This is a genomic window from Allokutzneria multivorans (genome assembly GCF_039537405.1).
Taxonomy (GTDB): domain Bacteria; phylum Actinomycetota; class Actinomycetes; order Mycobacteriales; family Pseudonocardiaceae; genus Allokutzneria; species Allokutzneria multivorans.
In genome coordinates this window covers 251,087-271,209 of the sequence record NZ_BAABAL010000019.1, presented here as the reverse complement: position 1 = coordinate 271,209, position 20,123 = coordinate 251,087, and the positions used below count along the sequence as shown (strand labels likewise).

The following is a 20,123-nucleotide window of genomic DNA, read 5'->3' as shown; positions in this document are numbered from 1 at the left end:
TGAATGCTTCTCGCTTAATTGGTGGCGGTCGTGAGTTGGTCGATCTGGCGCACCAGCACCCGCGTGTCCGCCGGGCTGACCGTCGTCCAACCCCGGGATTCCTCCATGAGGTAGCGGCCGTGCTCGGTGTCGAAGTACGCGACCACGTGATCGGCGCGCTTGCGCCGCAGGCTCGCGCCGAACTGGCCGCGGTGCCTCGCCGCCTTGGTCATCAGGGCCAGCTGCTCGGCGTCGTCGGCGGAGATCTCGCCCCGCAACGCCGCCGCGAGAGCCCGCCGATCGCTGCCCGCCTCGCGCGCGGCCTTGGCCAGGGCCTCGTTGGGCACCGACACCGAGTGGCCGGGCCCCGGCTTCACCGCTGGCAGCAGCTCCGTCGCCGCGCGCGCCAGGCCTGTCGCGTAGATCGGCCGCAGGATCATGCGACCGCCTCGGAGAACCGCCAGGACACCTTCGTCCTCGTTCTGGTTCGCCGCAGCGACCGCGCGGACCTCCTCGCCCAGCCACAGTCGCGCGTCGACGAGCCGGTCCGGCGCGGCGAGCACCGTCAGCCACCGCACCAGCTGCTCGTCGAGTGTCACACCGTCGACGAGTCCAGCGCCGCGCAGTTCCTGCCACGCGTCCGCCACGACGGCGTCGCGCTCCTCGTGGCGCTCCCCTCGGGGATTGACGAGCAGCGCCAAGGGCATCTGGTCGAAGCCGATGTGCTCCCACGCCACCTGGTACGCGGTGTCGGAGATGGAGATTCCGGTCATCAGCTCACTCGCCGATCACGGGAGGCGCGACCATCGGCAGCTCGCCGACGATGTCCTCGGTGATGTCGTACTTGCGCTCGTGCTCTTGCTCTTCCTCGCGCTGTCCAGTGCCGAGCGCGGGCTGCATGAAGCCCTGCCGCGCACCCGCTGCCGAGGTCGTCGTTGGCCTGACCGGCGGTGGGGTCGGCTTGGCGGTCAGAGGCTGTCCGCTGGGCGCTCCAGGGTTCAGCGCGCCCGTCCTCGGCAGCAGCCCGCCGCCGAGCGTCATGCCCGCACCACCAGCGCCCGCCGCACCAGGTCCGGAGAACGCTCCCGGTCCGCTACCGCCGCTGTTGAGAGCGGGCGGTGGCGTGAAGCTGGCCTGCTGCACCTCGCCGAACTTCGGTCCGGGAACGTCGAGGTTCTGACCACCACGCTGATCCGGAATCGGCGTCGGAACGCCTTCACCGCCCACGTTCTGGCCGATGTCCTGCCCCGCACCGATATCGCCGCCCCTGGGCCTGGTGATCGCCCTGCTACCGCCGCCGACGGGTGTTCCGGGCTGCTTCGGGGCGCCGGGTGCTCCGCCATCGAAGCGCGGCGGCTCGTCGTAGGCGGGTACCGGCTTGTTCACCGCGTCCGCGTATGCCTGCATGACGCGCGCCGCTTCGCGATGCGCTTCGTTCGCCGCACCCTCAAGGACTTCACGGTCCTGCTTCAACTGGAACAGATCGCGCAGAGCGTTGCTGTTGCCCAGCTGTTCCAGCGTCGGCACGTCCTTCGGCTCCGGCATCGAGTTCCGTGCGTGCACGAACGCGTTCATCTGGTCCGCGATGCTCTGGCCGCGCCCGTGGGTGCTCGTGCACGCCGCCGCCGTCCAGGACTTGAACGAGCTGATCTTCCCCGTCGCCCGCTCCGCGGCTTCGCCCTCCCACGCCGCCCCCAGCGACGTCAGCGCATCAGACAAGCTGGTGCTGGCGTCACCCAGCTGCTTCATCAGCTCGCCTGTGAAGATCATCGAGTTCAGATGTCCGTTGGGGCCCGGCCCGGCGTGGATCTTGTTGTACAGAGTCGTGTGCGGGATGGCCATCCAGTTGCGGTTAACGTCCACGTCGTCCCCCGTGTCGTTGTCGTGCCGGACTCGTTCGCGTCAACCGCGAGCGAGGAGATTGCCGAAAGCAAGGTCAGCTGCGCGCCGGGCGCGGCGACAGACTTCCTCCTGAGGCAACGGATTCTCGTATCGCCCTGGCTCCGCAGCCTGGGCGCGCAACACCTGTCCCTGCGCGACCCCGATGTTGACCGCGCACCCCGCTCTTCCGGGCTCTGAGTCCACGTACACCTCGTAAGCCGGAAAACCATGAACGCGCAGCAGACGTGTGTGCACGGGCGGCTGAGTGGGGGCGAAGTAGCTCATGTCGTAGCCGAGAAGAATGTTGACGGAGATCGTCATCATTTCGGCGCGGCCGAGGAAGTGGCAGACCTGAGTCTGAAAGTAGCTGTCCTTGGTCTCTTTGACGGGCCGGTCGGTCTTGAACTCCTCGCGGTTCTCCGCGGTGAACAGCTCACACGGACGAACGGAATCAATCTTGAGCTCGCGTGGTCGGTCCAGACCTGGCTCGCCGGTCGTCGAGGACATGGGCGGCGTTGTGCTCTGCGTGGTTGGTGCGCCAACGTCGCTGCTGCTGCAACCCGCGAGAACGGTCACCAGCAGCACGGCGGCACAAGAAATGCCGCCAGCGGATCGAGAGATCATCAGCCTGGCCTGCCCAAGCTCTGGCTGCTGGCGTTCTCCACGCGTCTGTAGTGGCGCAGAGCCGCCTCCAGCTGCGTTGCAGCTTTGCGTAGTTCGTCCTGAAAGCGGTTTGCGGCCCACTCCGTGCTTCCTGTGCCACCGAGGTGTCGCTTGTTCACCTCTGCGGCGAGGCCGACGCTGACGTCGTCTTGCCCCATTGCTTCGACCTGAAGCTTTCCGACACCATCCGCGCTCAGTCTGTCCACGCCGTCGAGGGCTTCGTTGAAGATCTTGATGGCGGCGGGGACCTGGTCGAGGTCTATGCGCCATCCCCCGACGCGCACGTACTGCTTGGACATGTGAAAACGCCTCCCCTGCGTCACTGGCCCGCGAACAGCTTAACCAAGCGCGCGGAGTGGCGGACTCCTTCGGTGCGGCTCACCGGATCGGACGACGCGAGATCGAAGGACATGATTCTGGCAATTGCCTAGGGGGTTATTTCGGGAATGCGCGGGGAGTGGCGCGGCCGGTTGGCGCAGCGGGTGCGCGGGTGCGTCCACGGTCCGGGGGATTGACAGCTGGGCGGGGCAAACGCACGGGGGTGGGAGGGCGCGTTCTGACCGCCGGTAGCCTTTCGCGACGTGTCTCCGGTCGTCTCGCCCAAGGCGGCGACAGCCCCGCCGCGTCCCAGCCACGTCGAGCCCGTCGGCCTGTCCGAGCTCGCGGCGCTGGTGGACGCGCGAGCGAGGCTGGACGCCGACGAACCTCTGATCACCGGCGCGACGCTGCGCGCGCAACACGTGCGGCCCGGTGATCTCTTCGCCGCGCTGCCGGGCGCGAACGCGCACGGAGCGGACTTCGCGGCGCAGGCGCTGGCGGCGGGAGCGGTCGCGGTGCTGACGGACGAAGCGGGTGCGTCGCGCCCGGCGTTGCGGAACGTGCCGCTGCTGGTGCACGAGGACCCGCGCGGAGTCCTGGGCGCGCTGGCGGCGCGGATCTACGGCGACCCCTCCGAGAAGCTGGCGATCGTGGGTGTCACGGGCACCTCGGGCAAGACGACGGTCACGACGATGATCGAGTCGGGCCTGCGCGCGGCGGGGCGCAAGACGGGGCTGATCGGCACGGTGCAGACGGTGATCGCCGGGCAGCGCCTGGACAGCGCGTTCACCACGCCGGAGGCGCCGGACCTGCAGGCGCTGTTCGCGGTGATGGTGGAGCGCGGGGTCACGCACGTGGCCATGGAGGTCTCCAGCCACGCGCTCGCGCTGGGCAGGGCGGCGGGGACGCGGTTCGCGGTCGGGGCGTTCACGAACCTCTCGCAGGACCACCTGGACTTCCACGCGGACATGGAGGACTACTTCCAGGCGAAGGCCGCGCTGTTCGACGGCAGGGCCGACGTGGAGGTCGTCTGCGTCGACAACGAGTGGGGCCCGCGCCTGGTCAAGGACGGCACGGTCACGGTCGCGCTGGACGACGAGAAAGCGACTTGGCGGGCCGAGGACGTCACGGTGGCGGCGAGCGGGGCGCAGTCCTTCCGCGTCGCGGGGCCGGACGGGATCGAGCTCGACGCGGTCGTGCGGTTGCCGGGCATCTTCAACGTGAGCAACGCGCTGCTGGCCGTCGCTTGCGCGCACGCGGCGGGGGTCGCGCCGGAGGACACGGTCCGCGCGATCGGCGAGCTGGACGTGCCGGGGCGGATGGAGCGGGTCAACCGCGGGCAGGACTTCGTCGCGCTGGTGGACTACTCGCACAAGCCCGCCGCGGTGTCGGCGGTGCTGGACACCGTGCGGGACCAGATCGACCGCGCGGGCAACGGCGGCAAGGTGATCGTCGTGCTCGGCTGCGGTGGTGACCGGGACCGCGCCAAGCGGCCGATCATGGGCGAAGCCGCGGTGCGCCGCGCGGAGCTGACGGTCGTGACGGACGACAACCCGCGCAGCGAGGAGCCCGGAGTCATTCGCACCGCGATGGTGGAGGGCGCCCTCGCGGTGCCGCAGGACCAGCGCGGCGAGGTGGTCGAGATCGGTGACCGCCGCGCCGCGATCCAGGAGGCGGTGCGCCGCGCGGAGCCCGGCGACATCGTCGTGGTCGCGGGCAAGGGCCACGAGACCGGCCAGGAGGTCGGCGGGGTCGTGCACCCCTTCGACGACCGGCACGTCCTCGCCGACGCCATCGACGAGCGCTTCGGCTTCTTCGGGAAGGACCACGCGTGATCCCGCTCAGTTTGGCCGAGATCGCCCAAGCGGTCGGCGGTCGGCTGCACAACACCGACGGCAGCCCGGTGGTGACCGGCTCCGTCGAGTTCGACTCGCGCCAGCTCGGCGACGGAGGCCTGTTCGTCGCGCTGCCGGGCGAGAAGGTCGACGGGCACGACTTCGTCGCGAAGGCCGTCGCGAGCGGCGCTGCCGGGGTGCTGGCCGCCCGCGAGGTGGACGCCCCGTCGGTGATCGTGCCGCCGGTGAGCGAGGCCCACCACGGCTCGGTCGCCCTCACCGGGGACTCCGACGGTTCGGGGGCCGCGGTGCTCGCGGCGCTGGCCGCGCTGGCCCGCCACGTCGTGGACCGCCTGGAGAACCTCACCGTCGTCGGGATCACCGGGTCCTCCGGCAAGACCTCGACGAAGGACCTCATCGCGCAGGTGCTGAGCCCGATGGGCCCCACCGTCGCGCCGCCCGGGTCGTTCAACAACGAGCTGGGCCACCCGTGGACGGCGCTGCGCTCCGACGCGCGAACGCGGTTCCTGGTGCTGGAGCTGTCCGCGCGCGGGGTCGGGCACATCGCCCAGCTCTGCGAGGTCGCCCCGCCCCGGATCGGCGTGGTGCTCAACGTCGGCAGCGCGCACCTGGGCGAGTTCGGCACGCGCGAGGACATCGCCCGCACCAAGGGCGAGCTGGTCGAGTCACTGCCCTCCGACGGCGTCGCCGTGCTCAACGCGGACGACCCGCTGGTGGCGGCGATGGCCGAGCGCACGAAGGCCAAGGTCGTCCTGGTTGGACAGTCGCCCAAGGCCGACGTGCGCGCGGAGGACGTCGAGCTGGACGAGCAGGCGCGCGCACGATTCCTGTTGGTGGCACCGCAGGGCAGTGCGCGCGTGGAGCTGGGGCTGCACGGAGAGCACCACGTCGGCAACGCGCTCAGCGCGGCGGCGGTGGCCCTCGAACTCGGTGCCGGCGTTGAGGAAGTCGCGCAGCGGCTCTCCGGCGCGCAGCGGGTTTCCCAGCGCCGCATGGAGGTCACCACCCGCGCGGACGGCGTGACGGTGGTCAACGACTCCTACAACGCCAACCCCGAGTCGGTGCGCGCGGCGCTGAAAACCCTCGCGGCGATGACCCACGGGGAGCAACCCCGGCGCGGCTGGGCCGTCCTCGGAGTGATGGGTGAGCTGGGTGACGATCACATCGCCGCCCACGACGGGATCGGCCGCTACGCCGTCCGGCTGGACGTCAGCCGCCTCGTCGTCGTCGGAGAGCAGGCCGCCCCGATGCATCAGGGCGCCTACCTGGAAGGCTCGTGGGGAGAGGAGTCCGTGCTCGTGCCGGACGTCGACGCGGCCATCGCGCTGCTGCGTGATCAGGTTCGCGAAGGGGACGTTGTCCTGGTGAAGGCCTCGAAGGTCGCCGGACTGTGGCGGGTCGCCGACGCGCTGCTCGAGGGGGCCGGTCAGTGAGGAACATCCTCATCGCGGCGGGCATCGCGCTCGTCGTCTCGATCCTGCTCACCCCGTACCTGATCAAGGTCTTCTCGCGGCAGGGCTTCGGCCAGGAGATCCGCGAGGAGGGCCCGCAGCACCACAAGACCAAGCGCGGGACGCCCACCATGGGCGGCGTGGCGATCATCATCGCCATCTGGGCCGGGTACGGCGGCAGCCACCTGTTCGTCCAGCTGACCAACCCCAAGCCGGAGTCGGGGCCGACGGCCTCCGGGCTCGTGGTGATGCTGCTGACCAGCGGCCTGGCGCTGGTGGGCTTCCTCGACGACTTCATCAAGATCCGCAAGCAGCGCAACCTGGGGCTGAACAAGACGGCGAAGCTGGTCGGGCAGTTCGTGGTCACCATCGCCTTCGCCCTGCTGGCGTTGCAGTTCCGCGAGCCCAGGACCGGACTGACGCCCGCGTCGGTGCACCTGTCCTTCACCCGCGACATCGCGATCGTCTCCTTCGGCACGGTCGGCTTCATCGTCTTCTGCTACCTGCTGGTCAGCGCCTGGTCGAACGCGGTGAACTTCACCGACGGCCTCGACGGCCTCGCGGCGGGCTCCTCGGCGATGGTGCTCGGCACCTACGTCGTCATCTCCTTCTGGCAGTTCCGCTCCGACTGCTCGGTCAAGCTCGACCCGGGCTGCTACTGGGTGCGCGACCCGCTGGACCTCGCCGTGATCGCGGCCGCCGCCATGGCCGGCTGCGTCGGCTTCCTCTGGTGGAACGCCGCGCCCGCGAAGATCTTCATGGGTGACACCGGTTCGTTGGCCCTCGGCGGCCTGGTCGCGGGCCTGGCGATCAGCACCCGCACCGAGCTGCTCATGATCATCATCGGTGGCCTCTTCGTCATCGAGGCGATGTCGGTGGTCCTGCAGATCGTGGTCTTCCGCACCACCAGGAAACGGCTGTTCCGGATGGCGCCGTTCCACCACCACTTCGAGCTGGCCGGGTGGGCCGAGACGACGGTGATCATCAGGTTCTGGCTGATGGCCGGGATCTGCTGCCTGCTCGGGCTCGGCGTGTTCTACAACGACTGGCTCTCGTTCACCGGAGGCTGAGATGAGCGGAACGTTCTCCGGGAAGTCCGTACTGGTCGCCGGGGCCGGGGTCTCCGGTCGTTCGGCGGCCGCGGCGCTGCTCGCCGAGGGTGCGAAGGTCACGGTCACCGACTCCGCCCCCGACCGCTTCGGCGGGCTGGACGCCGGGATCGCCACCGCGGTCGGGCTCACCGCGCCGCCGGAGGGCACCGACCTCGTGGTCACCAGCCCCGGCTGGCGCCCGTCGTCGCCGTTGCTGGTCGCAGCGGCGGAGCAGGGCGTCGAGGTGATCGGCGAGGTCGAGTTCGCGTGGCGGCTGGCCCAGCACCGGCCGAACCCGCCCGCGTGGCTCGCGGTCACCGGGACCAACGGCAAGACCACCACGGTCACCATGCTGGCCTCGATGCTGCGCGCGGCCGGGGTGAAGGCGGTGGCCTGCGGCAACGTCGGCCTGCCGGTCGTCGCGGCGGTCCGCGGCGGCTACGACGTGCTCGCCGTGGAGCTGTCCAGCTTCCAGCTGCACTGGTCGTCCTCGTTGCGCATGGACGCCGCCGTGGTCGTCAACATCGCCGAGGACCACATCGACTGGCACGGATCGCTGGCGGAGTACGAGGCGGCCAAGGGCAAGATCTACGCGGGCGACGGCGTGGCGATCTACAACGCCGACGACGAGCGCTCGGCCCGGCTCAGCGAGGGCACGGGCCACCGGGTGGGCTTCACGCTCGGCGAGCCCGGCCCCGGACAGCTCGGCGTGCGCGGAGAGTCCTTGGTGGACAAGGCTTTCGGCGACGGGGACACCGTGCTCGCGGATATCGCGGACGTGCACCCGCCCGGGCCGTACAACGTCGCGAACGCGCTCGCCGCCGCCGCGCTGGCCAGGGCGCACGGCGTTCCCGCCGAGGCGATCGGCAAGGGACTGCGCGACTTCACGCCGAACCCGCACCGCTCCGCGCTCGTCACCGAGCACGAGGGCATCCGCTGGATCGACGACTCCAAGGCCACCAACCCGCACGCCGCCGCCGCGTCCCTGGCCACCCACGACAGGGTGATCTGGATCGCGGGCGGGCTGCTCAAGGGCGCGGTGGTGGACGAGCTCGTCGCGGGCGCGGCCGACCGGCTGGCCGGAGTGGTCCTGCTGGGCCGCGACCGCGCGGTGATCGCGGCGGCGCTGGCGCGACACGCACCCGAGGTTCCCGTGCACGAGGTGACGGCGGGGGACCATGGGGCCATGACCGAGGTGGTGCGCGCGGCGCGCGCAATGGCTCGACCGGGTGACGTCGTCCTGCTGGCGCCCGCGGCCGCGTCGATGGACATGTTCGAGGACTACCCGCACCGGGGAAGGGTGTTCGCCGAGGCTGTCAGGAACCTGACCGACCGGGTGGGGTGAGCAGCGCGATGCCGCGGAGCTCCGACAACAGCACAGCCGCGACCGAAGCCGGGGCGGCGAAGAAGACCCGCTCGTCGCGGCCGAGGCGCGAGGGACGGGCCTCGTCGATGCGCGGCGCGCTCACCGCGTGGCTGAGCAGGCCGCTGGCCTCGTTCCACCTGATCCTGGCCGTGTTCGGCCTGCTCACCGCGCTGGGCCTGATCATGGTGCTCTCCGCCTCCAGCGTCGAGTCCTACAGCAAGGAGGGCTCGTCCTACTCGGTGTTCGTCAAGCAGTTGGCCTACACCGTGGTCGGGCTCGTGCTGTTCTGGCTGATCCTGCGGATGCCGCTGCGGATCATCCGGCGGATGACGCTGGTGTTCATGGGGATCAGCGTCCTGCTGCTGATCCTGGTGCTGGTACCGGGGGTCGGCGCGAAGATCAACGGTGCGCAGAGCTGGTTCAAGATCGGCCCGGTCTCCTTCCAGCCGGTGGAGCCCGCCAAGATCGCGCTCGCGCTGTGGGGCGGGCACGTGCTGGCCACCAAGCGCGCGCTGCTGCACCAGTGGCGGCACATCCTGGTCCCGGTGATGCCCGCGGCGCTGCTGATGTTCGCGCTGCTGATGCTCCAGCCCGACCTGGGCAGCACGGTCACGCTGATCATCATCGTGCTGGCGCTGCTGTGGTTCGCCGGAGCGCCGATGCGGCTCTTCGGCGTGCTCGCGCTCGGCGCCGCAACCGGCTTCGGCGTCCTGGCGGTGACCGCCGGCTACCGGTTGGACCGGCTGACCTCCTTCTTCGACCCGGAGAACGCTTCCGGCGACTCGGTCTACCAGGCCTCGCAGGCGCTCTACGCGCTCGCCGACGGCGGGCTGTTCGGGGTGGGGCTCGGCCAGGGCAGTGCCAAGTGGCGGTACCTGCCCAACGTGCACAACGACTTCATCTTCGCGGTGATCGGCGAGGAGCTGGGCATGGTCGGCTGCCTGCTCGTGCTGACCCTGTTCGGCCTGCTCGCCTACTCCGGCCTGCGCATCGCCATGCGCAACACCGATCCGTGGATCCGCCTGGTGTCGGCCACCTTCACCGTCTGGCTGGTCGCCCAGGCCGCGATCAACATGGGCTACGTGGTCGGCCTGCTGCCCGTCACCGGCCTGCAGCTGCCGCTGATCTCCTCCGGCGGCACCTCGCAGGTGATGACGATGGTGGTGTTCGGCCTGCTGGCGAACTTCGCCAGGCACGAGCCCGAGGCGGTGGCCGCACTGCGCTCGCTGGGACCTGGCAGAGTGGGCCGCCTCCTGCGGCTGCCCGCCCCGGAGCCGTACCGGCCCCCGACGCGCCGCAGGACCGCGCGGGCGGGCGTGCCGCCGAAGCCCGCGGGCAGACCGGCCGTGCACCGCGGCAGCGCCGTGCACCAGATGGACGACCGCCGCAGGACGCGCCGCAACCCGGCGGCGGCGGACGCCAGGCGGCGCGGGAACTGGCGGCAGTCGCAGGACTACCGCTGACCGAACGGGGTCGGCGGCGACAGACAGGAGAGCACCACAGGTGAACGGGCAGGACGGCACCATCAGCACCACGGGCCCGTGCGTGGTCGTGGCGGGCGGCGGTACCGCCGGACACATCGAGCCCGCGCTGGCGCTGGCCGACGCGGTGCGCAGGCTCCGCCCGGACGTGCGGGTGGTCGCGCTCGGCACGGCGCGCGGCCTGGAGACCAAGATCGTTCCCGCCCGTGGCTACCAGCTGGAGCTGATCCCGCCGGTGCCGCTGCCGCGCAAGCCCAGCCCCGACCTGCTCAAGCTGCCGCTGAAGGTGCGCGGCGCGATCAAGCAGACCAGGGAGATCTTCGAGCGGCACCGCGCCAGCGTCGTGGTGGGCTTCGGCGGCTACGTCGCCCTGCCCGCCTACCTTGCCGCGCGTGGGCGCGTGCCGATCGTGGTGCACGAGGCCAACGCCCGCTCCGGCCTGGCGAACAAGGTCGGAGCGAAGTTCGCCGCCGCCGTCGCCGCCGCTGTCCCGGGCAGCGGCCTGCCGCAGGCGGAGGTGCTCGGCATCCCGCTGCGCCGCTCGATCACCTCGCTGGACCGCGCCGCGCTGCGCGAGGAGGCCCGCCGCCACTTCGGCCTGCACCCGACCGCGCCGACGCTGCTGGTGGTCGGCGGCTCGCAGGGCGCGCAGTCGCTGAACAACGCGGTCGCCGGTGCGGCGGTCGCGCTCGGCCAGGCCGGGATCGGCGTGCTGCACGCGCACGGCCCGAAGAACTCCCTGGCCGTCCAAGGCGTTCCCGGCGCTCCGATCTACCAGCCGGTGCCGTACCTGGAGCGGATGGACCTCGCCTACGCCGCCGCCGACGTGATCCTCTGCCGTTCCGGCGCGATGACCGTTGCCGAGGCCTCCGCCGTCGGCCTGCCCGCGGTGTACGTCCCGCTGCCGCACGGCAACGGCGAGCAGGCGCTCAACGGCCAGCCGATCGTGGACGCGGGCGGCGCGCTGATGATCAACGACGCGGACCTGAACCCGCGGGCGGTCATCGACACCGTCATCCCGCTGCTGCGCGACGGCGAGCGCATCGCGAAGATGGGCGCGGCAGCGCAGGGCAGCGGCCACCGCGAGGCCGACGAGGCGCTGGCCCGCATGGTCTTCGGCGTCATGAAGGGCTGAGCAGACGTGACCGATCTCGACCTGAGACTGGCCAGGACGCACCTGGTGGGCATCGGCGGAGCCGGGATGAGCGGTATCGCGCGCATCCTGCTGGCCAGGGGCGCGCAGGTGTCCGGCTCCGACGCCAAGGACTCGCGCACCGTGCTCGCGCTGAAGGCGCAGGGCGCGCACATCGGCCTCGGCCACGAGGCGTGGCACCTCGACCAGGTCCCGGACGGGCCGACGGCCGTGGTGGTCTCCACCGCGATCCGGCCCGACAACCCCGAGCTGGTCGCGGCGCGCAAGCGCGGGATCACCGTGCTGCGCAGGGCCGAGGCGCTCGCCGCGCTGATGGCAGGGCACCGGGTGGCCTGCATGGCGGGCACGCACGGCAAGACCTCGACCACCTCGATGCTGACGGTGGCGTTGCAGCACTGCCGCCTCGACCCGTCCTTCGCCATCGGCGGCGACCTCAACGAGTCCGGGGCCAACGCCCACCACGGCTCCGGCGGGATCTTCGTCGCCGAAGCGGACGAGAGCGACGGCTCCTTCCTCGTGTTCTCCCCGTCGGTCGCGGTGGTGACCAACGTGGAGGCCGACCACCTCGACCACCACGGCACCGTCGAGGCCTACGTGGCGGTCTTCGACTCCTTCGTGGAGCGGATCGCCCCCGGCGGCGTGCTCATCGCCTGCGCCGACGACGCGGGTTCCGCCGCGCTCGCCGACCGCGCCGAGGCCGCCGGAGTCCGCGTGCGCCGCTACGGCCGCGCCGCCTCGGGGGAGAAGGACGCGCAGATCCTGGGCTACGAGCCCGCCGACACCGGCGGCAAGGTCACGTTGCGGCTGCCGAAGCGGTTGGCGGACAACGGTTCCACCGATCCGATCACCGTGGACGTGGCGGTGGCAGGAGAGCACATGGCGGCCAACGCGGTCGCCGCGCTGCTCGCCGGGCTGGAGCTGGGCGCTCCGCTGGACGGGCTGCGCGCCGGGCTCGCGGCCTTCGGCGGGGTGCGGCGGCGCTTCGAGTTCAAGGGTCAGACGCGCGGCGTGCGGGTCTACGACGACTACGCCCACCACCCGACGGAGGTCGCCGCGCAGCTCACGGCGGCGCGCCCGGTCGCCGGTGAGGGCAAGCTGATCGTCGCCTTCCAGCCGCACCTGTACTCGCGGACGCGGTTGTTCGCCAAGGAGTTCGCCGAGGCGCTCGCCCTGGCCGACCACGTCGTGGTGCTGGACGTCTTCGGCGCCCGCGAGGAGCCGGAGCCCGGCGTCAGCGGGGCGACGGTGGCCGAGCTGGTCCAGCTGCCGCAGGGCAGCGTGCACTACGAGCCCTCGATCACCGACGCGCCGAAGCACCTGGCCAGGGTGGCGAAGGCCGGTGACCTGGTGATCACCATGGGCGCCGGCGACGTGACCATGCTCGGGCCCGAGGTGCTGGCCAGGCTCGACCAGGAGAGCCAGGAGAGCCCTGCGTGAGTTCGCCGACGCGCGGAGCGGGGGGCGCCCGCTCGGGAGAGCCCTCCGGCCGGGACCGTTCCGCCGCCCGGCGGGGCGGTTCCCCCGCGCGCAGGGAGCACGGCGAACACGGTGAGCCCGGGCAGCGCCGAGGCCGTGAAGAGCGCGGCCGTGGCAGCGGTCGCCGCCCGCCGCCGCGAGGTGGGGGCGGCGGCAGGGGCGGTCGCCGTCCGGTCCGCCGCGTGCGCTCCCGGGCCCGCCCGTGGATGGTGCTGCTGGTGGTGCTCGTCGTGCTCGCGCTCGGTTACGTCGGCCTGTTCACCTCGGTGCTCGGCGTCCGCACGGTCGAGGTGGCCGGGACGAAGACGATCACCGTCGAGGAGGTCCGCGCCGCCGCCGCCATCCCGGACGGCCACCCGATCCTGCGGCTGAGCAGCTCGGACGTGGCGGCGCGGGTGAAGGCGCTGCCCGTGGTGGAGTCGGCCGAGGTGGACTGGTCGCTGCCCTCCACGGTGACGATCTCGGTGGTGGAGCGGGCCCCGGTCGCGGTCTTCACCGCCGAGGACGGCACGAAGCTGGTCGACCGCACGGGAACGCCCTACGCCACCGTCGCGGCCGCGCCGCCGGGGCTGCCGGTGCTCAAGCTGGCCCGCATCGCCCCGGACGACCCGACGACGCTGGCCGCCGTCGGCGTGCTCGCCGCGCTGCCGGAGAAGCTGCGCGTCGAGGTCCAGGTGATCAGCGCGGAGAGTCCCGGCGACATCCGCTTGGCGCTGTCGGGGGACCGCGAGGCCCGGTGGGGCGGGACGGCGGACTCCCCGCGCAAGGCCGAGGTGCTGCTGGTGCTGCTGAGCCGCCAGGGCTCGACCTACAACGTGTCCAGCCCGGACCTGCCGACCGTCTCCTGATCACACCGTCCACAGTGGACACGTGATCGCAACAGCTTGAGCTGCAAGAACTTTCCTACCGGTCGGTCGGTCTGCTGCGCCGTGACGAAAATCCGGACCGAGCGCGAACCCCGTCACCCTCCGCTCGGTAACGTATGGGGCGGTTGGGATCTGGTTTCGCGCCGATCGGGGGCCCACGGGCTACTCGATCTTCGACGGAGTGTTGCCCGACGGAGTGACCGTCGCGTGACCCTCTGTGGCCTTGGCCAGGGAATTTCGTCAGCCTGGTCACGGGTGTGGACACACGCGGCGTGGCTACTGGACCTCGCGTCGGGGCGTGCTTAACGTCGCGTACGAGGGGTTCAGGGGTTGATGTGAGGAATCCAAGCCTCTTGGACGAGGTCAAGGGTTCGATCCGGGCCTGACGCCGGGTGGCGAGGAGTCCAGCCCGCAACCACCGAAGTACCCAGTGCACACGAGCCACGATCAGGAAGGCGGATTCCGATGACGCCCCCGCACAACTACCTCGCGGTGATCAAGGTCGTCGGCATCGGCGGCGGCGGTGTCAACGCCGTCAACCGCATGATCGAGGTTGGGTTGAAGGGCGTCGAGTTCATCGCGGTGAACACCGACGCCCAGGCGCTGCTGATGTCCGACGCCGATGTGAAGCTCGACATCGGCCGCGAGCTGACCAGGGGGCTTGGCGCAGGCGCCAACCCCGAGGTCGGCGGCAAGGCCGCGCACGACCACAAGGAGGAGATCGAGGAGGTCCTCAAGGGGGCCGACATGGTCTTCGTGACCGCGGGCGAGGGCGGTGGAACGGGCACCGGTGGCGCCCCGGTCGTCGCCTCGATCGCCCGCAAGCTCGGCGCGCTGACCATCGGCGTGGTCACCCGGCCGTTCTCCTTCGAGGGCAAGCGCCGCGCCAAGCAGGCCGAAGAGGGCATCCAGCAGCTGCGCAACGAGTGCGACACGCTGATCGTGATCCCCAACGACCGGCTGCTGCAGCTCGGCGACGTCGGCGTGAGCCTGATGGACGCCTTCCGCTCGGCGGATGAGGTCCTGCTCTCCGGTGTCCAGGGCATCACGAACCTGATCACCACCCCCGGTCTGATCAACCTGGACTTCGCCGACGTCAAGAGCGTCATGTCCGGCGCGGGCAGCGCGCTCATGGGCATCGGCTCGGCCAGGGGCGAGGGCCGCGCGGTGCAGGCCGCGGAGAAGGCGATCAACTCGCCGCTGCTGGAGGCCTCGATGGAGGGCGCGCACGGCGTGCTGCTGTCCATCTCCGGTGGCTCCGACCTCGGCCTCTTCGAGATCAACGAGGCCGCCTCGCTGGTCCAGGAGGCCGCGCACCCCGAGGCCAACATCATCTTCGGCACGGTCATCGACGACTCCCTCGGCGACGAGGTGCGGGTCACCGTGATCGCCGCGGGCTTCGACGGCGGCACCCCGACGCACAAGAAGCTGGAGCCCATGGCGGTCTCCAGCAGGGGCCCGGTCGCCACCGGCCAGGCGGGGCACGTCGGCCAGCACCAGGAGCCGGTGCAGCAGCAGCCCCCGCCGCAGCCGGAGCAGGCCCCGATCCAGCAGGCGCCCGTGCAGCAGCAGGCGCCGATCCAGCAGCCCGTTCAGCAGCAGCCCCTGCAGCAGGCGCCCGTCCACCAGGCCCCGGTCCAGCAGGAGCCGCAGGTCAGCGCCTACCAGCCGGCGAACCCGACCCCTCCGGTCGAGCCGCCCGCGCAGCAGCGCGCCAACCCGACGCCGCCGGTCGGTCTGCCCGGCCACGGCCTCGGCGGGCACGGCCTGCCCTCGCGCTCGGTCCCGGTCAGCGACGACCCCGAGGACGACGAGGTCGACGTCCCCCCGTTCATGCGCCGCTGAACCACCCCGCTGCACGCTCACGGCCGGACTCGCTTCGAGTCCGGCCGTTTTCGTGGGGGAGAATGGGTTTTCTTCGTGGGAGGAGCGGGTGTGCGCGTTCGTCGGGTGATCACGACCAGGCAGGGCGGTGCTTCGGGCGCCCCCTACGAGTCGTTCAACCTGGGTGACCACGTCGGTGACGACCCGGCCGCCGTGCGGGCCAACCGGGGGCGCCTCGCCGAGGGGATCGGGCTGACCCCGGACCGCCTGGTGTGGATGGAGCAGGTGCACGGTCGCACCGTCGGCGTGGTGAAGGGCCCGGTCGCCGACCCCGTCGAGGCCACCGACGCGCTGGTCACCACCGAACCCGGGCTCGCGCTGGTCGCGCTCGTCGCCGACTGCGTGCCCGTGCTGCTCGGCGACGCCGAGGCCGGGGTGATCGCGGCGGTGCACGCCGGGCGCGTCGGTGCCCGGGTCGGTGTCATCCCCGCGACCTTGGCGGCCATGCGCGAGCAGGGTGCCGAGCCGAGCCGGATCGAGGCGCTGCTCGGCCCCTCGGTGTGCGGCGAGTGCTACGAGGTGCCCGCCGCGATGCAGGCCGATGTCGAGAAGCACCTGCCGGGCAGCGCGTGCAAGACGCGCTCCGGCACCCCCGGCCTCGACCTGCGCGCGGGGCTCTGGCAGCAGCTCGCCGACGCGGGCGTCGGGCGCATCGGGCTCGACCCCCGGTGCACCGTCGAGGAGCAGACCCTGTTCAGCCACCGCAGGCAGGCCCCGACGGGCCGGCTGGCCGCGGTGGTCTGGATGGAGCAGTGATCCTGCCCGCCGTTCGGCCCAGTGGTCGCGCGGACGGGCGCACTCGATCTTTGTGAGCCGAGCCACGGAGGGACTGGCAGCCATGACCGACGACCGCAGGGCCGAGCTCGCCGAGGCGCTTGCCGGGGTGCGCGCGCGGATCGACGCCGCCTGCGTCGCGGCCGGGCGCGCCCCAGGGGAGGTCCGGCTGTTGCCGGTGACCAAGACCTTCCCCGCCTCCGACATCGCCCTGCTCGCCGAGCTCGGCATGACGGAGTTCGGCGAGAACCGGGACCAGGAGGCCCGCGCCAAGGCCGAGGAGCTGGGCGCGCTCGCACCCCGGCTGCACATGATCGGCAACGTCCAGCGGAACAAGGCGCGCTCGGTCGCCAGGTGGGCCTCGGTCGTGCAGACCGTGGACAGCCCCAGGCTCGCCGAGGCCTTCGCGAAGGCCGTCGCGGCCGCCAGGGAAGCCGGGGAGCGCGACGGGCCGCTGGAGGTGCTGCTGCAGGCCAGCATCGACGGCGATCCGGCGCGTGGTGGCTCTCCGTTACCGGAATTGCCCGCGTTGGCTGACCGGGTAGCCCGTTCGGAGCAACTGATCTTGCGCGGTGTGATGACTGTCGCACCGCGTTCCTGGGAGCCCGAGCGGGCCTTCGCCGCCGTGGCGGAAGCGGCCGCGAAACTGCTCGTCGATCACCCGAATGGCGTGGAGATCTCCGCGGGGATGAGCCAAGATCTGGAGGCGGCGATCGTTCACGGCTCGACCTTGGTGCGTGTCGGAACCTCCCTGCTCGGAGGTCGGCGGTTAGCCTCGCAGTAGCAAGTCGACGGGGTGGCGCCGCTGCTCTCGGCGGTGAGGAGTCGCGTCGGACGACGGGGAAGGGCTGGCGATGAGCGGGCTGCAGAAGCTGAAGGCCTACTTCGGGATGGTCCCCGCCGACGAGGCGGAGTACGACAGGGACTACCGCCGTGGCGACTACTCCGACGACGACACCGCGCACGCCGCCTACGCGGACGACTACGAGCCGTACCCGGAGCGCTCGGCGCGCCGGCGCCGGTTCGGCCGCTACCAGCCCGAGCTGGTCGACGACTACGCCGAGGACTCCGGCGACTACGACGTCGAGCCGGAGCGCACGCGGAGTAACCGGTGGGCGGGCACCCCGCCGCCGACCCGCGGCGCGCTCGCCGTGGAGCCCGAGCACGAGCCGGTCTCCCGCGTCCGGCCGCCGATCGAGCACCCCGCGCACCCGCTGAGCCGGATCACCACACTGCATCCGCGCAGCTACAGCGAGGCGCGCACGATCGGCGAGCACTACCGCGACGGCATCCCGGTGATCATCAACCTGACCGAGATGGACAACGCCGACGCGCGCCGCCTCGTGGACTTCTCGGCCGGTCTGGCCTTCGCCCTGCGGGGCGCCTTCGACAAGGTCACCAACAAGGTGTTCTTGCTCTCACCGCCCAACGTGGACGTGACCGCGGAGGACCGGCGCAGGATCGCCGAAGGCGGCTTCCTCAACCGAGGCTGAGAAGTGGCAGAGTAGAAGCGTGAACCCGGTCCTGGTCGTCCTGTACTACGTGCTCTTCTCGTTCTGGTTGCTGCTGATGGCGCGCGTCGTGGTCGAGGCGGTTCGCTTCTTCGCGCGCGAGTGGCGACCGGCGGGCGGGGTTGCGGTGACGCTGGAGACCATCTACACAGTGACCGACCCACCCGTTCGGATGGCTCGCCGAGTGATGCCGGCCGTCCGAATCGGGGGCGTCGGACTGGACTTGTCGATTATGGTGCTGCTGCTGGTCGTCATCATCCTGATGGGACTGGTGCGCCCCGGGTAACGGGGAACCCGAGGCTGACAGGCAGCCAGGAGTGCGTGAGGTGATCTGAGGATGCCGTTGACCCCCGCCGACGTTCACAACGTCGCGTTCAGCAAGCCGCCCATCGGTAAACGCGGCTACAACGAGGACGAGGTCGATGCCTTCCTCGACATGGTCGAGAGCGAGCTCGCCCGGCTGATCGAGGAGAACAACGACCTGCGTGCGCAGGTCGAGGAGCTGGACGCCCAGCTCGGCTCGGCCCGCACCGAACTGGACGACGCGCGCTCGCGCTCGGCCTCGGTGCCCGCGGCGCGGTCCATGGACGAGCCGCGCCGGCTGGCGCCCGTCCCGCCGCCCAGCGTGATGGAGCAGACCTCCCCCGGCAGTGGTGACCACCACGTGCAGGCGGCCAAGGTCCTGGGCCTGGCTCAGGAGATGGCCGACCGGCTGACCGCCGAGGCCAAGGCGGAGTCCGACGGCATGCTGTCGGAGGCCCGCACCAAGTCCGAGCAGCTGCTGTCCGAGGCTCGCGCCAAGGCCGACAGCATGGTCAACGAGGCGCGCACCCGCGCCGAGACGATGCTCAACGACGCCCGCACCCGCTCCGACACCCTGGAGCGCAAGGCGCTGGAGAAGTCCACCGCCCTGGAGCGCGACGCCCAGCGCAAGCACGCCGAGGTCATGGGCAACATCACCCAGGAGAAGAACACCCTGGAGAAGGAGATCGACAAGCTGCGCACGTTCGAGCGGGAGTACCGCACGCGGCTGACGACCTTCCTGAAGTCCCAGCTGGGTGAGCTCGAGGGCCGCGCGTCCGCCGCTCCGTCGGAGGGCAGGGGTTCCGGTGGTGGCTACACCTTCGGCAGCCGTGCCGCCGAAGCCGGCTGAGCCGGTCTGACGTTCGGAAGTGCTGTACGCAGTCCTGCTGTTGGTTCTGGCCGCTTTCGGCCTGTTGGTCCTCGCCCTCGCCTCCGGGACGACCGGGTGGGCGTGGGGTTCGGTGGCGCTGAGCGTGGCCGCCGCGGTGGTGCTGGTCCTCGACTGGGCCGCTCGCCGTGGGCGCCGTGACGCGGCCGCTGAGCCGGAGCAACGGGTGACGGAGGCCGCCGACACCGTGCTCGATGCGGCGTCGAGCGCAGGGGCGAACTCCGCCCCTGATGACGCCGCCGCCGAGGCGGAGCCGGAGAGCGACAGCGGACGAACTCGGCGGGAACCCGCCGAGGAGGACACCGACGCGGCCGACCTGCTGGTCGTGGCGGGCCTGACCGACGAGGTCCTGGTGGTCGACGAGCGCCCCAGGTACCACTTGCCGAGCTGCGAGTGGGCCAGGGAGCACGCGACGATGCCGCTGCCGGTGCGTGAGGCACGCGAGCTGGGGTTCACCCCCTGCGCGCTGTGCACCCCGGACGCGGTGCTGGCCACCGTGCACAGGACCCTTCGGGCCAGGTAGGGAAGAAGACGTGCGGTGGGGCGGTGCGGCCGAGGAGAGGCCGCCCGCCCCACTGACTCGTTCCGCCCCTCTTGCGCCCGGGGTTCCCCGGTCTTCAAGTCCCCCGAACCCCCTCGGGCGCATCGCCAACCACCCCGTGGTTCTCGGTGGTTCTCGCCGCAGCCCCCTCCTCGCGGCCGCCCTCCGCCCCACTCGCCGCGCCCCCACCGCCCGCTCGCGCCGTGGTGTTGCGCCCTGAATGACTCATTCAGGTACCTCAACGCGCTGAATGAGTCATTGAGGGAGTTGAGCGTCCCGAAGGGGTCATTCAGGGACCTCGACGCACTGAACGGGTCGTTCGGGACGTTGAGCGCACTGAACGGGTCGTTCGGGTACTTCAAACGCACTGAACGGGTCGTTCAGCGCGTTGGGCGCACCAAACGGGTCGTTCGGGTACTTCAAACGTACTGAACGGGTCGTTCAGCGCGTTGGGCGCACTGAACGGGTCGTTCAGGGACCTCAACGCACCAAACGACCCGTTCAGGGACTTCAACGCACTGAAGGGGTCGTTCGGGGCGTTGGGTGCGCTGACGGGGTGTTCGGGGGCCTTGGGGGTTGGGGGGCAGCGGGCATGGGCGGAGGGCGGCTGTGAGGGGTCTGCCGCGAGAACCACGGGGGG

At 71.2% G+C, this 20,123-nt stretch carries 19 protein-coding genes; 15 read left to right on the top strand and 4 right to left on the bottom strand.

The window, feature by feature from the left end; genetic code table 11:
* Positions 1-14: 14 nt before the first annotated feature.
* The 4 genes from ABD798_RS29140 to ABD798_RS29125 are packed head-to-tail and all read right to left on the bottom strand — an operon-like array spanning position 15 to position 2,822.
* Positions 15-752: an ESX secretion-associated protein EspG gene (locus ABD798_RS29140; protein ID WP_344881702.1), complete on the bottom strand. Its 738-nt coding sequence runs from the start codon at positions 750-752 to the stop codon at positions 15-17.
* Positions 753-756: 4 nt separating this feature from the next.
* Positions 757-1,842: a PPE domain-containing protein gene (locus ABD798_RS29135; RefSeq protein WP_344881699.1), complete on the bottom strand. Its 1,086-nt coding sequence runs from the start codon at positions 1,840-1,842 to the stop codon at positions 757-759.
* Positions 1,843-1,881: 39 nt separating this feature from the next.
* A complete protein-coding gene (locus ABD798_RS29130; protein ID WP_344881696.1) occupies positions 1,882-2,445 on the bottom strand; it encodes a DUF3558 domain-containing protein in 564 nt (187 codons plus the stop codon).
* 38 nt (positions 2,446-2,483) lie between these two features.
* A complete protein-coding gene (locus ABD798_RS29125) occupies positions 2,484-2,822 on the bottom strand; it encodes a hypothetical protein (protein ID WP_344881693.1) in 339 nt (112 codons plus the stop codon).
* A gap of 282 nt (positions 2,823-3,104) precedes the next feature.
* On the opposite strand from ABD798_RS29125, the gene ABD798_RS29120 reads away from it, so the two are divergent.
* The 15 genes from ABD798_RS29120 (at position 3,105) to ABD798_RS29050 (ending at position 19,465) form a co-directional block, all read left to right on the top strand.
* Complete coding sequence (locus tag ABD798_RS29120) at positions 3,105-4,676, top strand: UDP-N-acetylmuramoyl-L-alanyl-D-glutamate--2,6-diaminopimelate ligase (RefSeq protein WP_344881690.1); 1,572 nt, start codon at positions 3,105-3,107, stop codon at positions 4,674-4,676.
* The gene (locus tag ABD798_RS29115; RefSeq protein ID WP_344881687.1) at positions 4,673-6,130 is read left to right on the top strand and encodes a UDP-N-acetylmuramoyl-tripeptide--D-alanyl-D-alanine ligase; all 1,458 of its coding nucleotides are present in this window, start codon (positions 4,673-4,675) and stop codon (positions 6,128-6,130) included. The genes ABD798_RS29120 and ABD798_RS29115 overlap by 4 nt, the downstream gene beginning before the upstream one ends.
* On the top strand, positions 6,127-7,218 hold the full coding sequence (gene mraY / locus ABD798_RS29110; RefSeq protein WP_086826033.1) for a phospho-N-acetylmuramoyl-pentapeptide-transferase: 1,092 nt from the start codon (positions 6,127-6,129) through the stop codon (positions 7,216-7,218). Before ABD798_RS29115 ends, mraY begins: the two co-directional genes overlap by 4 nt.
* A 1-nt stretch (position 7,219) precedes the next feature.
* Complete coding sequence (gene murD / locus ABD798_RS29105; protein WP_344881682.1) at positions 7,220-8,584, top strand: UDP-N-acetylmuramoyl-L-alanine--D-glutamate ligase; 1,365 nt, start codon at positions 7,220-7,222, stop codon at positions 8,582-8,584.
* Between the two features lie 8 nt (positions 8,585-8,592).
* Positions 8,593-10,068 carry a putative lipid II flippase FtsW gene (ftsW, locus tag ABD798_RS29100; RefSeq protein ID WP_425549286.1) on the top strand — a complete coding sequence of 492 codons (1,476 nt, stop codon included), beginning with the start codon at positions 8,593-8,595 and terminating at the stop codon, positions 10,066-10,068.
* Between the two features lie 40 nt (positions 10,069-10,108).
* Complete coding sequence (murG, locus tag ABD798_RS29095) at positions 10,109-11,221, top strand: undecaprenyldiphospho-muramoylpentapeptide beta-N-acetylglucosaminyltransferase (RefSeq protein WP_344881679.1); 1,113 nt, start codon at positions 10,109-10,111, stop codon at positions 11,219-11,221.
* Between the two features lie 66 nt (positions 11,222-11,287).
* Positions 11,288-12,676 carry a UDP-N-acetylmuramate--L-alanine ligase gene (gene murC, locus ABD798_RS29090; protein WP_425549307.1) on the top strand — a complete coding sequence of 463 codons (1,389 nt, stop codon included), beginning with the start codon at positions 11,288-11,290 and terminating at the stop codon, positions 12,674-12,676.
* Positions 12,673-13,563 carry a cell division protein FtsQ/DivIB gene (locus tag ABD798_RS29085; RefSeq protein ID WP_344881673.1) on the top strand — a complete coding sequence of 297 codons (891 nt, stop codon included), beginning with the start codon at positions 12,673-12,675 and terminating at the stop codon, positions 13,561-13,563. Before murC ends, ABD798_RS29085 begins: the two co-directional genes overlap by 4 nt.
* Before the next feature lie 483 nt (positions 13,564-14,046).
* Positions 14,047-15,426 carry a cell division protein FtsZ gene (ftsZ, locus tag ABD798_RS29080; protein ID WP_344881670.1) on the top strand — a complete coding sequence of 460 codons (1,380 nt, stop codon included), beginning with the start codon at positions 14,047-14,049 and terminating at the stop codon, positions 15,424-15,426.
* Positions 15,427-15,516: 90 nt separating this feature from the next.
* Positions 15,517-16,221: a peptidoglycan editing factor PgeF gene (gene pgeF / locus ABD798_RS29075; protein WP_344881667.1), complete on the top strand. Its 705-nt coding sequence runs from the start codon at positions 15,517-15,519 to the stop codon at positions 16,219-16,221.
* An 82-nt stretch (positions 16,222-16,303) separates the two neighbouring features.
* Positions 16,304-17,023 (top strand): YggS family pyridoxal phosphate-dependent enzyme, encoded by a 720-nt coding sequence (locus ABD798_RS29070; RefSeq protein WP_344881665.1) that lies wholly within the window; start codon positions 16,304-16,306, stop codon positions 17,021-17,023.
* 70 nt (positions 17,024-17,093) lie between these two features.
* The gene (locus tag ABD798_RS29065) at positions 17,094-17,732 is read left to right on the top strand and encodes a cell division protein SepF (RefSeq protein ID WP_344881662.1); all 639 of its coding nucleotides are present in this window, start codon (positions 17,094-17,096) and stop codon (positions 17,730-17,732) included.
* A 19-nt stretch (positions 17,733-17,751) separates the two neighbouring features.
* Positions 17,752-18,036, top strand: a complete 285-nt coding sequence (locus ABD798_RS29060) for a YggT family protein (RefSeq protein WP_344881659.1) — start codon at positions 17,752-17,754, stop codon at positions 18,034-18,036.
* Positions 18,037-18,087: 51 nt separating this feature from the next.
* Positions 18,088-18,903, top strand: coding sequence for a DivIVA-like cell division protein Wag31 (gene wag31 / locus ABD798_RS29055; protein ID WP_344881656.1), 816 nt, complete (start codon positions 18,088-18,090; stop codon positions 18,901-18,903).
* 19 nt (positions 18,904-18,922) lie between these two features.
* Positions 18,923-19,465: a hypothetical protein gene (locus ABD798_RS29050; RefSeq protein WP_344881652.1), complete on the top strand. Its 543-nt coding sequence runs from the start codon at positions 18,923-18,925 to the stop codon at positions 19,463-19,465.
* Positions 19,466-20,123 lie beyond the last annotated feature (658 nt).